14 protein-coding genes are annotated in these 13,746 nt (G+C 53.7%); 5 read left to right on the top strand and 9 right to left on the bottom strand.

What is annotated here, in order from left to right; genetic code table 11:
- Positions 1-63 precede the first annotated feature (63 nt).
- Positions 64-2,439, top strand: coding sequence for a two-partner secretion domain-containing protein (locus V0288_RS06675; protein WP_332864273.1), 2,376 nt, complete (start codon positions 64-66; stop codon positions 2,437-2,439).
- On the opposite strand, the gene V0288_RS06670 is transcribed toward V0288_RS06675, so the two are convergent.
- Both V0288_RS06670 and V0288_RS06665 read right to left on the bottom strand, forming a co-directional pair.
- On the bottom strand, positions 2,415-2,666 hold the full coding sequence (locus V0288_RS06670) for a hypothetical protein (protein WP_332864272.1): 252 nt from the start codon (positions 2,664-2,666) through the stop codon (positions 2,415-2,417). The genes V0288_RS06675 and V0288_RS06670 overlap by 25 nt on opposite strands.
- Positions 2,667-2,763: 97 nt before the next feature.
- Positions 2,764-3,084 carry a hypothetical protein gene (locus tag V0288_RS06665; protein WP_332864271.1) on the bottom strand — a complete coding sequence of 107 codons (321 nt, stop codon included), beginning with the start codon at positions 3,082-3,084 and terminating at the stop codon, positions 2,764-2,766.
- 24 nt (positions 3,085-3,108) lie between these two features.
- Here V0288_RS06665 and V0288_RS06660 point away from each other — a divergent pair, with 24 nt between their 5' ends.
- Complete coding sequence (locus V0288_RS06660) at positions 3,109-3,744, top strand: molybdenum cofactor guanylyltransferase (protein ID WP_332864270.1); 636 nt, start codon at positions 3,109-3,111, stop codon at positions 3,742-3,744.
- On the opposite strand, the gene V0288_RS06655 is transcribed toward V0288_RS06660, so the two are convergent.
- The gene (locus V0288_RS06655; RefSeq protein ID WP_332864269.1) at positions 3,676-4,971 is read right to left on the bottom strand and encodes a DnaJ domain-containing protein; all 1,296 of its coding nucleotides are present in this window, start codon (positions 4,969-4,971) and stop codon (positions 3,676-3,678) included. The two genes, V0288_RS06660 and V0288_RS06655, sit on opposite strands and share 69 nt — an antisense overlap.
- Positions 4,972-5,232: 261 nt before the next feature.
- Between V0288_RS06655 and V0288_RS06650 the strand changes: the two genes are divergently transcribed.
- Positions 5,233-5,784 carry a ferric uptake regulation protein gene (locus tag V0288_RS06650; RefSeq protein ID WP_332864268.1) on the top strand — a complete coding sequence of 184 codons (552 nt, stop codon included), beginning with the start codon at positions 5,233-5,235 and terminating at the stop codon, positions 5,782-5,784.
- Between the two features lie 13 nt (positions 5,785-5,797).
- On the opposite strand, the gene V0288_RS06645 is transcribed toward V0288_RS06650, so the two are convergent.
- Both V0288_RS06645 and V0288_RS06640 read right to left on the bottom strand, forming a co-directional pair.
- Entirely contained in the window at positions 5,798-6,220 is a 423-nt protein-coding gene (locus V0288_RS06645) for a SufE family protein (RefSeq protein WP_332864267.1), read from the bottom strand.
- A 212-nt stretch (positions 6,221-6,432) separates the two neighbouring features.
- On the bottom strand, positions 6,433-6,660 hold the full coding sequence (locus V0288_RS06640) for a DNA-directed RNA polymerase subunit omega (protein WP_332864266.1): 228 nt from the start codon (positions 6,658-6,660) through the stop codon (positions 6,433-6,435).
- Positions 6,661-7,100: 440 nt separating this feature from the next.
- On the opposite strand from V0288_RS06640, the gene psbA reads away from it, so the two are divergent.
- The gene (gene psbA / locus V0288_RS06635) at positions 7,101-8,183 is read left to right on the top strand and encodes a photosystem II q(b) protein (protein WP_332864265.1); all 1,083 of its coding nucleotides are present in this window, start codon (positions 7,101-7,103) and stop codon (positions 8,181-8,183) included.
- 159 nt (positions 8,184-8,342) lie between these two features.
- A complete protein-coding gene (locus V0288_RS06630) occupies positions 8,343-9,806 on the top strand; it encodes a hypothetical protein (protein ID WP_332864264.1) in 1,464 nt (487 codons plus the stop codon).
- 121 nt (positions 9,807-9,927) lie between these two features.
- Here V0288_RS06630 and V0288_RS06625 read toward each other — a convergent pair whose 3' ends face one another.
- The 4 genes from V0288_RS06625 to egtD form a co-directional block, all read right to left on the bottom strand.
- On the bottom strand, positions 9,928-10,932 hold the full coding sequence (locus V0288_RS06625) for a DMT family transporter (RefSeq protein ID WP_332864263.1): 1,005 nt from the start codon (positions 10,930-10,932) through the stop codon (positions 9,928-9,930).
- Positions 10,933-11,050: 118 nt separating this feature from the next.
- Positions 11,051-11,650 carry a sulfite oxidase-like oxidoreductase gene (locus V0288_RS06620; protein WP_332864262.1) on the bottom strand — a complete coding sequence of 200 codons (600 nt, stop codon included), beginning with the start codon at positions 11,648-11,650 and terminating at the stop codon, positions 11,051-11,053.
- A 232-nt stretch (positions 11,651-11,882) separates the two neighbouring features.
- Complete coding sequence (locus V0288_RS06615; protein WP_332864261.1) at positions 11,883-12,722, bottom strand: metallophosphoesterase; 840 nt, start codon at positions 12,720-12,722, stop codon at positions 11,883-11,885.
- Between the two features lie 13 nt (positions 12,723-12,735).
- Entirely contained in the window at positions 12,736-13,731 is a 996-nt protein-coding gene (gene egtD / locus V0288_RS06610; protein WP_422661924.1) for an L-histidine N(alpha)-methyltransferase, read from the bottom strand.
- Positions 13,732-13,746: the final 15 nt, after the last annotated feature.

Below are 13,746 nucleotides of genomic sequence, written 5' to 3'. Positions count from 1 at the left end.
GCTTTGAATTCCCCCCGCGAGTCCGTCGGCTACAGTGGTGATACGTCGCGTTTTGCAAGCTTCATGAGATTAACCGTTTATCGATCGGTTCCTGGAATTCTGTTATCCCTCGGCATCACTACGGGCGCGGCCGTAGCACAGGTCACGATCGATGGGAGCGTACCGACACGGGTGGAAACGAGCGGCGATCGAACCGAGGTGACGGGGGGAGTCTTAGCCGGAACGAACCTCTTTCACAGCTTTCGAGAATTTTCCATCCCGACCGGACAGACCGTTCACTTTAGCAACCCGGCGACGGTCACGAATATTATCAACCGCGTCACGGGAACTTCGGCCTCGCGGATTGACGGCACGATCGGCGCGAACGGTACGGCGAATGTCTTTTTGATCAACCCGAACGGGATTATTTTCGGGGCGAACGCCCGATTGAACATCGGCGGTTCTTTTCTCGCTACCACGGCGAATAGCGTTCGATTCGCGGACGGAAGCGAGTTCAGTGCCGTGGATACTAGCGTTCCCGTTCTCTCGGTTAGCGTCCCCGTCGGTTTACAGTTCGGAGCGAGTCCTCAAGCGATTATCAATCGGGCGAACGATGGCGCCGCCGTTGACCCGAACGGTCTTCCTACCGGTCTCCGGGTTCTTTCTGGTCAGAGCATCGCGCTCGTCGGCGGGGATGTGCGGCTAGAGGGGGGGAATCTAACGGCTTACGGGGGGAGAATCGCGATCGGTAGTGTTGGCGACAACAGTTTTGTCTCCCTGGCTCCCGACGCGCTAGGGTGGCGGTTGGGGTACGGAGGAGTCAGCCGTTTTCAGGATATCCAGGTCTCGAACGCGGCCAGTATAGACGCGAGCGGGCCCGCGGGAACGATCGACTTGCAAGGACGGCGGATAGCGATCGGGGAGGGGTCCGCGATCATCCTCAACACGAGAGGACGGAATAACAATGACGAATTGACCGATGGTTCCACGGCCAGTGGCGACCTTACCCTGAACGCTTCTGACTCGATCTCGCTAACCACCCCTCCGGCTGACGCTTCGTTTTCGGCGATCGCCGTTCAAACCGACTCGGTCGGCAATATTGGCAATGTCTATCTAAATACCGTTCGTTTAACGGTTCGGGACGGTTCGGTGATCAGCGCGGGGACGGTCGGGCCGGGAAACGCGGGTCAAGTAGTCATTAACGCCTCCGAATCCGTGGAGATCGTTGGGGTGGGACAAAATATACCGAGTTTGTTAACGACCTCTACCTTGCCGAGCCGCGCCAGCTTATTATCGGGGAATACCCGATCGGGCGGCGGGGGGAATATCACGATTAACACCCGTCGTCTTAGCCTACGAGATGGGGGACAGATCCAAGCCGCCACGGCGGATATAACGATTCTCGATAGTAAGGGGAACCCGATACAGGGTTTCGGGGGAACGGGGGGAACGATCGAGATCGACGCGACCGACTCGATCGAGGTATCGGGAACCGGTCGGCTACTTCGTTCTAACGGTTTGAACGGGGCTTTTCGAGAGGTCGAGGTATCGAGTTCGATCGTCACCTCGACCGGTTTAGAAGATTTCGGGCTAGGTGGCTCGAACGCCGCGGGAAATATCCGCCTCAACACCGCGCGCCTCCAAGTCGCCAACCAAGGCGAAATTCTGGTAAATAGCTTCAATTCTTCGGGAGCGGCGGGAAATTTACGGGTTAACGCCGGTTCTATCTCGCTAGACAATCAAGCTCGGTTAATCGCCGATTCTTCCTCCGGGAGCGGGGGAAATATCCTTCTCGACGCGACCGAATTTCTCTCGCTCCGTCGGGGAAGCTCGATCTCCGCCAACGCGGGCAACGATGGAGACGGGGGGAATATCATCATTCGGAGTCCCTTTATTTTTGCCGTACCGTCCGAGAATAGCGATATAACCGCCAATGCCGAACAGGGAACGGGAGGGAAGGTCACGATCTCCACGGCGGGAATTTTCGGCATTCAATTTCGTCCCGAGGAAACGAACTTGAGCGATATTACGGTGAGTTCGGAGTTCGCCGAGTCGGGGACGTTCACGCTTACCCGTCTCGATGTCGATCCACAAAGCGAGTTGATTAACACGCCGGCGGAGGTGGTCGATACGGATAACCTGATCGTCCGCGCCTGCGGCCCGGGGGGACGGCTAACCGGCGGGGAATTCACGATCACCGGGCGCGGGGGACTACCGGCCGATCCCGCTCGGACGCTGGAGATCCGGGAAGGTTTGGCGGATTTCGGCGATCGACCGGAAAGGATCTCGCGTCCGCCGCGACCGGTAGCCCCTACCGAGCCGAGCGAGCCGATCGTCGAGGCACGGGGTTGGATCGTCAGCGACGGGAAAATCGTTCTCACCGATCGAAGCGATCGCCCGACCGACCCGCGACCGGCGTTAACCCCGGCCGATTGTCATTTCGAGGCGAATCGGTCTTGAAGTTTGTGAATTTTATCGATCGCCCAACTCAAGAGCGCTCCCGCGACCAGAATACTGATCGCGGGATTGAAAAACGGTTGCCAGAGTTTATAGAAAAGATCGAACCCCAGGGGGATGCCCGCCGATTTACCGATGACCGCGACCGCGAACCAGAGAAACCCCCCGAGTACCAGAAAAACATCGAGGATCAGTAAACGGTTCAACCACTTGACGAATTGCTCTTTCATGTACCCGCGAGAGAAGGCGTTAAAGTCCCTTGAATCTTCAGTATAAACCGCCTTTTCCCCCGATCGTATCCCGGCGAATTGAAAAACTGTCGGAGCGTTATTTCTCCCGCCAAACCTTGAGCGCGATTCCCAGCGATAGCAGGAGATAACCGGAAGTTAACAGGGCGTTGAGATACAATAACCGCGGGGCGAGGGTATCGGTAGCCATCGCGGAACCCGTCCAGAGTAACCCGTAGGCCAGCAACCAGCCCAGCGTTATCCGGAGCGAGAGACGGGAGATCGATCGCTCCCGCGCGTCGCCCGTTCCCCGATATACTGTCCACGCGGCGGGAATCGCGCCGACAAAGGGCAGTAAATAGAACAGGTATCGCAGTCGGATTAATTGGCGATCGCCAAAAGGATCGGCGGGATTTCTCATAACTTTCGCTTTTATGAATTCAAAATGGAGAGTTTACCTTCTTTTTCCGCGATCGTTCTCGCCGGCGGGCAGAGTTCTCGCATGGGACGCGATAAAGCCCTGTTACCGGTGCGGGGAGTGCCGTTACTCCGACGGATCTGTACTCTAGCCGCCGAGCGCGCCACTACCGTTTATGTCGTCACCGGCCACGGCGACGCTCACGAACTTATCGTACCCGAACCCTGCCGGATAATTCGCGAACCCCCGCCCGCTCGCGGGCCGTTATTCGCGTTCTCCCTCGTTTTGCCCCTTGTCGAGACGGAATGGGTGTTACTGCTCGCCTGCGATCTACCGTTATTAACGGCGGATAGCGTTCGAGAATGGTCGGAAATCCTACCCGATGTCCCCGAAGAGGCGATCGCCCTCGTTCCCTACCTCGATCGACACTGGGAACCTCTCTGCGGTTTCTATCGCCGTCGCTGTCTCGCGGGGTTACGAAAATTTATCGCGACGGGGGGGAATTCCTTTCAACAATGGTTAAACGCTTCTCCCGTTCACGAATTACCCGTCGCGAACCCGCGGGTTTTATTCAACTGTAACACTCCCGCGGATTTAGAGGTAATAATACACGCTCCAGATAAACGCCCCGATGAAAAACATCACGAACGGGATAAAAACTAAGGCGATCCGGGGACGGATATTCGAGATACCGGTATAGGCGTTATAACCGATCCAGCCACAATAAACGCTCGCCATACCGACCGTAAAACCGACGATATCCTCGCTAAACGATACTTTTGAGTTGAGGAAAAACACGAGAGAGATCGGCAGGAAGCTAAAACCGCCCGCGAAAACATCCCCCGCAATATGACCGTATTTTTTTTCCATTTTGCGAAGGAAATAGCTGGAAAAAACGATCAACAAAACTGGAAGGATCGCCAAGAACCATAACCGCTCGAAAGGTAAATTAACCGACCAATTCCGCCAACTGACCGCCAGACAGATAGAGCCGATCGTTCCCGAGATAATTCCGATTTCTAACGCTCGATTTTTGTCTAGTTTTAAAAACGCGGAACTTAAACCACCGCGGGGATTCACCAGAGACGAAAGAAAAATTTTTACGATATTGGATAGGGCGAACCATAAGTTTTTGAATATTTGCGAGACAGTTCTTTCTTTCTTTTTTAGCGTGTTTTTCGTATTTTTCTGGAGGGTTTTTATCTTGGTTTGTAGAAAACGATAATGACGGAAATCTCCCGCTACACGATAGCCTTCCGCGGCAGACCGCCAATCTTGAAGCGCTTCGGGATATTCGGATAATTCCTCGCGGGCCAATCCCCGTTGATAATAAATTCGCGCGGGATGCGGATCGAGTTTGATGGCTCTCGTGTACGCGTCGATCGAGGATTGGGTGTAACCGAGTCTCTGCCGCGCTAGACCGAGATAATAATACGCCTCCCCGCAATCGGGATTTAACAGCAAAACCTGACGACAATCCTCGAAAACCGCCCGTTCGTGAGAATTATCGTAGTTCGCGATCGCCCGTTGTAGATACGCTTTCCAGAAAGTCGGATCGATCTCGATCGCCTGACTATAATTCTCGATCGCCCTCCGGTACTCCCGCTCTCTCGCGTATCGTAAACCTTTCTCGTAAAAAAACGCCGCGCCGCGATCGTTCGTCGGGGATTCCGAGGGAATCGGTTCGAGATCCCGATCGTACCGTTCCCTTCGCGCCGGATCGCGGAGTATCTCGTAAGCTCGCTCGATCTCTCGAAATTTCTCCGCCGCTTCCGGATCGCCGGGATTCAGATCGGGATGGTATCGACGCGCGAGACGACGGAAAGCGGCCTTGATCTGGGCGATCGTGGCATCGCGGGGAATTTGCAAGATGTCGTAGTAATTCGCCATTGTTGTGCTTTCTATCGGTGGAAACGCTACAAATTTCCTTAATATGAGCTTATAATCGCTTATATCGTCAAAATCTCGAAAAAAGCGGGTGCCGTTACCCATATATCGAGACACGCGATCGTTTACTCTATCCTAGCAATCCCGGCTCCTACCCCCATCTCCGACGAGACTGGAATTATCAATTACTAAAGATTGTTGCAAATCGGGATCGGAAACGACTATCATTGTCAATTACATAGCGTTTCTTGAGAGTCGATCGTCATGTCCTCGTACACAGCCGCTTCTTTGAAAGCCGAACTGAATGCCAGAGGGTGGCGTTTAACCCCCCAAAGAGAGAAAATCCTGCACGTTTTCCAGAATTTGCCCCGCGGGAATCACCTGAGCGCGGAGGAACTACACGGACTTCTGGATAAGCGGGGCGAGGGCATCAGTTTATCCACGATCTATCGGAGCGTGAAACTCATGTCCCGGATGGGAATCCTTCGCGAGTTAGAACTCGCGGAAGGCCATAAACATTACGAACTCAACCAACCTTACCCCCATCACCACCATCATCTCGTCTGCATTCAGTGCAACAAGACGATCGAGTTTAACAACGATTCCATTCTCAAGCACAGTCTCAAACAGTGCGAGAAAGAGGGCTTTCAACTGATCGACTGTCAGTTAACGGTGATGGCGATCTGTCCCGAGGCTCTACGGATGGGCTGGCCGTCGGGACTGCCGAGCAATTGGTCTTGTACCCGTTCCCTCGTGGACACGCGATTCCAAAATCTTCACGTTCCCGAATCGGCCGACCCCGCTCCCGAAAATTAATTCCCGCTCCCGCTCAAGCGGACATTCCTAACTCGAAGCCGAGCGCTTTTTTCTTCATCAGTTGGAAAATATTGTAGAATCCGTTCGCTCGGGACGGTGTGAGACTAACTTTCAATCCGGTTTCCTCGATAAAATCCGGGGTGACTTGCAGGATCTCTCCCGGAGTTAATCCGTTTAAGCCCTCGACGAGTAAAGCGACTAATCCCTTCACTAATTGCGCGTCGGAATCTCCCTTATACCAGAGCTTTCCGTCTTTGAGGTCGGCGGTAATATATACCTGAGAAACGCATCCTTGCACCTTATTCTCGGGAATTTTCGCCTCTTCGGGCATGGGTTCCAGTTTCTTCGCGTAGGCTAGTAATTGCTCGTATTTTTGTTTGGGGTCGGTGCGTCGTTTGAGGCGATCGACGATGCGCTCTAGATTGGGAGGGAGCATAGATCGGGATGTGCGGGGACAAAAGTTAACAGGAGATAGCTATTTTTATTTTACCATCTTTAACCCGCGCGGGATGAGGGAGATGAGGGAGATGAGGGAGGTGAGGGAGAGGAAAGGGTAAAGCCGAAAGGATTCAAAACGCTCTTTCCCCTTTTCCCTTTTCCTTTTTTTCTTTTCCCGAAAACTTACTGCCCCATCTCCCATTTCGATCCCTAATCCTGTAATAACTCGGGTTCGGTCAGTTCGTCGGTCATTTCCATGAGAGCGCGCTGGACGGGTTTGAGCATGGGATCGTCGATACTCTCGACGGTTTCGTAACGACAGCGTTTGGCGCGTCGGGCAACCTGAACGACGATCGAGTAACGACTGCTGGCCGCGCCCATCAGTTTATCGGTGAGATAGATCATCTCGGACGAGTCGAAGCGAAAACGTTTGGTCATATCGATAAGTTCTCTTTCGGGTGGGGTAACGACTTGTCACCGATGGATCACGAGTGATAAGTTTGATTACTCGATCTACTGTAGCAGGGTCAGGGTCAAAAGACCTGAACGCCGCGGGGGAAAGAGGGAAAGAGATCGAGAAATCGGGGAGTTCGGGCGATCGATCTCGGATCTCGATCGATACGAATCCATCCTAATTCGATCGCGCGTCCTCTATCAATTTCAGGCGTTTTCCGTCAAGCATTATTTACAAAAATTAAATATTTTTATCGTAAATTTAAACAAATTTAAGCAAATACATAATTATTTAAATAAATACATAGAAAAAAGCAACCCGAGGGAAATAAATGTAAATATACTTGAACGTATACTGTTCACGTTACCGTTCGGTAACTTGAGCTATTTTCATTCTCTTTCATTTCTTACGTCATTCTTAACCTATGGCTACTACCTTACGGACACAGGACAATCTCTCCCCGTGGGAACGGTTTTGCCAGTGGATCACCAGCACCAATAACCGTATCTACATCGGTTGGTTCGGTGTTATCCTGATCCCGACGATCTTAACCGCCACGATCTGCTATATTATCGCCTTCATCGCCGCTCCCCCCGTGGATATCGATGGCATTCGCGAACCGGTTTCCGGTTCCCTGCTGTACGGCAATAACATTATCTCCGGTGCTGTCGTACCGTCCTCGAACGCGATCGGTCTTCACTTCTACCCGATTTGGGAAGCCGCGTCTCTCGATGAGTGGCTCTACAACGGTGGCCCCTACCAGTTAGTGGTTTTCCACTTCCTGATCGGCATTTTCTGCTGGATGGGTCGTCAGTGGGAACTCAGCTACCGTCTGGGGATGCGTCCCTGGATCTGCGTGGCGTACTCGGCTCCCGTTTCCGCCGCTACCGCCGTGTTCCTTATCTATCCGCTCGGTCAGGGTTCTTTCTCCGACGGGATGCCTTTGGGAATCTCCGGAACCTTTAACTTCATGATCGTTTTCCAAGCGGAACACAATATCCTCATGCACCCCTTCCATATGTTGGGGGTCGCGGGTGTGTTCGGTGGCTCGCTGTTCTCGGCGATGCACGGTTCTCTGGTAACTTCTTCCCTCGTGCGGGAGACTTCCGAAATCGAATCCCAGAACTACGGCTATAAATTCGGTCAAGAGGAAGAAACCTACAATATCGTTGCCGCTCATGGTTATTTCGGTCGCCTGATCTTCCAATACGCGTCCTTTAACAATAGCCGTTCTTTACACTTCTTCCTCGGAGCCTGGCCGGTGGTCGGGATCTGGTTCACGGCGATGGGTGTATCGACGATGGCGTTTAACCTCAACGGGTTCAACTTCAACCAGTCGATCATCGATTCTCAAGGTCGGGCGATCGCTACTTGGGCCGACGTGATCAACCGCGCCAATATCGGTTTCGAGGTGATGCACGAGCGCAACGCGCATAACTTCCCGCTAGATCTCGCCTCCGGGGAAGCTTTCCCGATGGCTCTCACCGCGCCGGCGATCGAGGGTTAAAAACAAAACAGATGTTAGATCCCCATCCAACATCTGCGGCTCCACATTAAGCGCATTTTGCTAAGTCCTCATGATAATTCATAAAACGCTTCCAATTGCGGGAGCGTTTTCCTTTATAGTATTGAAAAAACCGATAATAAAGATTATCAACGCTAATAAATGACTGGAATCGGCCGCGCTCAATCTCTCGATCGCTTCGATCGACTCGCTCTTTCCGCGATTCTCCTCCTGATCGCCGCGATCGGTGTGGTGGGCGGACTTGGCGATCGAGTGACCCGGAAAGTGGATAATTTCAGTTGGCAGGATCGGAAAATCGGCGTTCGCGACCGTTCTTTCACCGTGACCTTTAACCGACCGGTCGATCGAGCGTCCGTCGAAAAAAATCTGACCGTCACTCCCCCGTTACCCGGAAAAATGAGTTGGAGTGGCGATCGCCTGACCTACACCCTGACCGAACTCCCCACCTACGGCAAACAGTACGAGGTAAAGCTACCGATCGCCAACGGAGAACCTTTCGTCGGACAGTTCGCCAGTCGCGATCGAGCTTTCGCCTATATCGGGGTGAGCGGGGAAGAGAGAGGGCGATTAGTCCTGGCCACTATCCCGTCCGGGACGGATAAAGCCAAGAAATTACCAAAAACGATCCTGACTCCCGCCGATCTGGTAGTTACGGATTTTAGAATCTACCCGTCGGGAGATAAAATCCTGTTCTCCGCGTTCGATCTCGGTAGTCTGGGCCGGGAAGTTCCCAAACAGCAACTCTACACGGTGAGAACCGGACTAAATCAAGGGGAAAACGGGCAAGATTCCCGCGCGGGACGGCTGGAAGTCCTCCTCGACGCGAAAACCTATCAAAATCTCCGTTTCGATCTCTCCGAGGACGGCAGTACCCTCGTCGTTCAACGGGTGAACCATCAGAATCCGGGGGACGCGAGTTTGTGGGTGATGGACGAGGAGGGGAACTCGCGACCGTTGGGGGTGCGCGGGGATAATTTTTTAGTTTCCCCGGACGGTAGCCGGGCGCTCGTCAGTCAGGAAGGCGGTGTCGCGGTGATTCCTTTACGGGAAAACGCGGGAAGTCCGCGATTTCTGACAACTTACGAGCGGGGATTAGGTTTTTCTAGAGATAGCCGCGATCAATTGATGGTGAGACTCGATCCCGATAACGGTCGCTCGCTCTATCTTCTCAACGACAAAGGGGAATCGAAGCTCTTGTTGAGAACGTTGAACCCGATTATCAGCTGTCAGTTTGAACCGAAGACAGAACAAACCCTGTACTGTCTCAAAAGCGATCTCGTCCCCGCGTCGGATGGCACGTTACGCGAAGAACCGTTGTTATCGATTATTGACGTGAAAACGGCGAAAGAAACCCCGTTTTTAGCGTTGCCGAATTATCGGGATGTACAGATGGGGATATCGCCGGATGGCGTTGGTCTTCTCTTCGATCAGGTCGTGACCGCTCCTTTCGGGGTTCGTCAGGATCTGGTCACGGGGGACGGTTCGGTGATCGCCGACGGCCGGATCTGGCTGTTACCGTTACCCGATCGAGTCAATCCCGGCACTCTCCCGAAAATCCTCCCCGAAGAACTCAATCCCGGTTTCCGTCCCCGCTGGTTGCCGTGATCTTTCGCTAGGAGTCAGGAGTCAGGAGTCAGGAGTCAGGAGGTGAGGGAGTTTAGATCGCCGATATCTTCCCCATCTCCCTCATCTTCCCCATTTCCTGAATCCTTTCTTCGCGAGAGATCTAATCCGCGGTCGAATCGACGGAAGAGGGAGGGGTGCCGGAGAAGAGCGATCGAACTTTCCGTCCGATACTCTCGCGTTGGTTGATGGTGTAGATACTGACGAGAGTTAACGCGACCCCGATCCATTGCAGGGTACTTAACATCTCTCCCAGGAATAAATTCCCGAAACTAAGGGCGAAAACGGGCGTTAAAAAGGTTAACGAGCTTAAACTGGTGAGATTTCCCTTCGAGGCGAGCCAGAAAAATACCCCGTAGGCGATCGCGCTCCCGAATACCGTCGAGTAGGAGAGCGCGAGCCAATCGTTGGGTTCGATATTCTGCCACTGTCCCGACTCCCAGAAGGCCGATCCCAGAAATAAGGGCAATCCCCCGATAATCATGTGCCATCCCGTCGCCGTTACCGGATCGGCGTGACGGCAGACGAAACGGATCATCACCGTCCCCACTGCCATCGAGAGAGACGCGAGTAACATTAGCCACTCGCCGCTATTGAGTAATTCCTGCCAACTAAAGTTAATCTCGATCGATCCCCGCTCGAATAGGTCGTAAAACCATTGATCGGGCAAACCGATCAAACTAATCCCCGCGATCCCGAAACTCAATCCCAACCAACCCCATAACCCGATCACTTCCTTGAATAGCCAAGCGGACATCAAGGCTACCGCTAACGGTTGGGAGTCGATAATTACCGAGCCTAACCCCGCTCCCGTCCGGTTCAATCCCTCCGCGAGAAAGCCTTGAAAGAGGGTTCCGTCCATCAGCGCGAACAGGCAGATCCATAACCAGGCTTTGACCGTTTTCGGTCGCGGTCGATCGAGCCAGATCGCCACCAGTAGAACCAATAAGCCCGCGGGTAAAAGACGGATTCCCGCCAAGAATAAAGGCGAGGTGTGGGGAATAACTCCCTTCATGGCTACCATCGCCGTTCCCCACAGGAAAAAAGGCGAAATTAACAGGATCGGGGAGGTCGGGCGATCGGGCCGCGCGGGAGTCGGGTCTTCCATAGAGAGCGATCGGGTGTTTTGGATAACGAAAGTTCTCTAATTCTATACTTTTATTAAGCGAGACAGAAAGAAAGCGCGATTCCGACGAATTCCTCCTGTCTCCCGCCTCCCGCCTCGGTTAAAACCCGCTATAGCGTTCCTCGGCCCAAGGTTCACCCCGTCGATGGTAGCCGTTACGTTCCCAGAAACCCAATTCCTCTCGATCGAGAAATTCCAAACCGTTAATCCATTTAGAACTCTTCCACGCGTAGAGATGGGGAACCACCAAGCGCAAAGGGCCGCCGTGATCGGCCGGGAGGGGTTTATCGAACAGTTCAAAGGCGAAAAAATTATCCTCTCTCGCGAATTCTTCGAGGGTGAGATTCGTGGTATAGCCCCCGTAACAGTGTTGCATAACGTGGGTGGCTCCCGGATCGAGTTCGATCGAGTTCAGAAAATCGGTCACTTTGATCCCCGTCCAGGTTACGTCCAATTTCGACCAACGGGTAACACAGTGAAAATCCGCCGTGAATTTCGATCGTGGCAGGGCCATAAACTCCGACCAAGTAAACGTTTTCGGGGTGATGACTTTCCCGTAAACCCGAAAGCTCCATTCTTCGGTATTGACGCGCGGGGTATCGCCGTAGGTTAAAACGGGAAACCCTTTGGTTAGATATTGCCCCGGAGGAACTCGATCGCTCTCCGAAGGCTCCGGTTTTTGAAAAAATTTCCCTAGCATGGTCGATGAGGACTAAAAACACCTCCTTATCTTAAAAGGGAAAAGCGAGGAGAAACAAGCGTCGGGAGAGCGATCGCCCGATAATACCGAATTTCTCGATCCCTCGTCGGGGTACGGGTCGGGGAAAGGGTTCGAGGAAAAGGGTTCGGGAAAAAGGGAAAAGCCGATCCGACCACCTTTTCCCATTACCGGCAAGTCGGTCTTGTTTTTGAAAATTCGTTATCAATTCGGATCAGGGCGATCCCTCCCGAATTAACGTGATTACCGTGACTTCCGGGGGACAGAATAAACGCCCCGGAAAGTACGTCCCCAAACCGCGATTGACGTACAGTTGATTCTCTCCCACGCGATGCAATCCCCGCGCCCACTGCCAGTATTTCACCACCCCGTCGCACTGTCGGGCGAAAGGTAGCCAAGCTCGAACGTTTTCGGGAAACGAGTCCCGGATATCCTGGATTACCCGCGCGACGGGCCCGATTCCGGGGAGCGCTATCTGTCCCCCGTGGGTGTGACCGGATAGCTGTAAATCCACCCGCCAGAACTGTAGGATCATCGCCGTATCGGGATTGTGGGAGAGGACGAGACGGGGGATCGCGGGATCGAGTTTTTCCAGAACGATCGCCGGCGCGAACTCCCGCGACCAGTAATCCGCTAACCCCACCAACGGGAATCCCTCGCCGAAGGGGGTCGCCACCTCGTTCCAGAGAACCCGTATTCCCGCCTCCGTTAAGGCTTTCGTGACCGTACCTCTCGCGCCGGGATAATAATTATCGTGATTTCCCAAACAGGCGAAAATTCCCGCTTGACTTTTTATGGCTTTTATGATACTGACAAGTTGAAAGATCGGGCTAGGATCGTCGGTGATCAGATCTCCCGTGAGCAGGAACAGGTCGGGATTCTCGCGATCGGTTACGGCGATCGCCTCTTCGAGTAACGCGTCGGGTAAGCGCTCGCCATCGTAATGCAGATCTGACCATTGCACGAGCTTGATCCCGCTGAGGGAGGACGGGAGATCGCGGATGGCAACGGTCACTCGATCGACGCGGAGGGCTTCTAACCGGAGGGGACGCATGGGATCGGTTCCGTTAAACAGCTTGACAGAGGATCGACCCGAACCATCGTTTCTCGTCGGTCCAGGTTTGGAGCGGTTGGAGACCCCGATCGAGCAGGTAAGAACTCTCTTGTTCTAGATCGAATTTACAGGAAATCTCCGTTAAAATCGTCTCTCCCGCGAGGAAGTCCACTTCTAGATCGAGATCGCTTAACCCGACGCGGTGGGATTTCCGCGCGCGCAGGTGCATCTCGATCCGGTGTTCCTCGCGATTGTAAAAAGCGTGATGCTCGAAGAGATCCCGATCGAAATCCCCCCCGAAACGAGCGTTGAGGTGGGAGAGAACATTCAGATTAAACTCCGCGGTGACTCCCTGACGGTCATTGTAGGCCGCCTCTAGAATCGGGATCGGTTTCTGGAGGTCGATGCCGAGGAGAAAATAATCGCCCGGCCGTAACGTGGCGACGATCGACTCGAAAAAGCGATCGCGCTCGTCGGGGTCGAAATTGCCGATCGAACTGCCCAGGAAAACGATCGTCCGCGACTCGACCGGATGTTCCGCCAACCATTGTAGGGCGAGTTCGTAGGTTCCGACCAGACCGTGAATCTCCAATCCCGCGTACTCTTTCCCTAGCTGTCGGACACTATTTTCCAGCGCGCTGGCACTGATATCGATCGGGTGGTAACGCTGTAAAAACCCCGACTCCCGATAGGCGTTCAATAACAGACGGGTTTTCGTCGAACTACCGCTCCCGAGTTCGACCAGTTCTGTCGGCCCCGTCCGGCGGGCGATTTCCGGGGCGTAACGGTCTAGAATCGCCGTTTCGGTACGGGTCGGGTAATATTCCGGCAGTTCACAGATCCGCTCGAAGAGTTCCGAACCGCGCGCGTCGTAAAAATAGGCCGGGGGAAGCGATTTCGGCGATCGGGTCAACCCCCGCAGTACATCCGCCCCCGGACGCTCGAACACCGCGGGAGGTAAATAATCGATCGATAAACTCGAATCATCGGTCGCCGGGAAATTACACATGAAAACACCCCGAAA

The organism is Pannus brasiliensis CCIBt3594 (assembly GCF_036688125.1).
In the GTDB taxonomy this organism is placed as follows: Bacteria; Cyanobacteriota; Cyanobacteriia; order Cyanobacteriales; family Microcystaceae; genus Pannus; species Pannus brasiliensis.
Note: the sequence above shows the minus strand (reverse complement) of the source record. Positions and strands in the feature narration are given on the sequence as shown.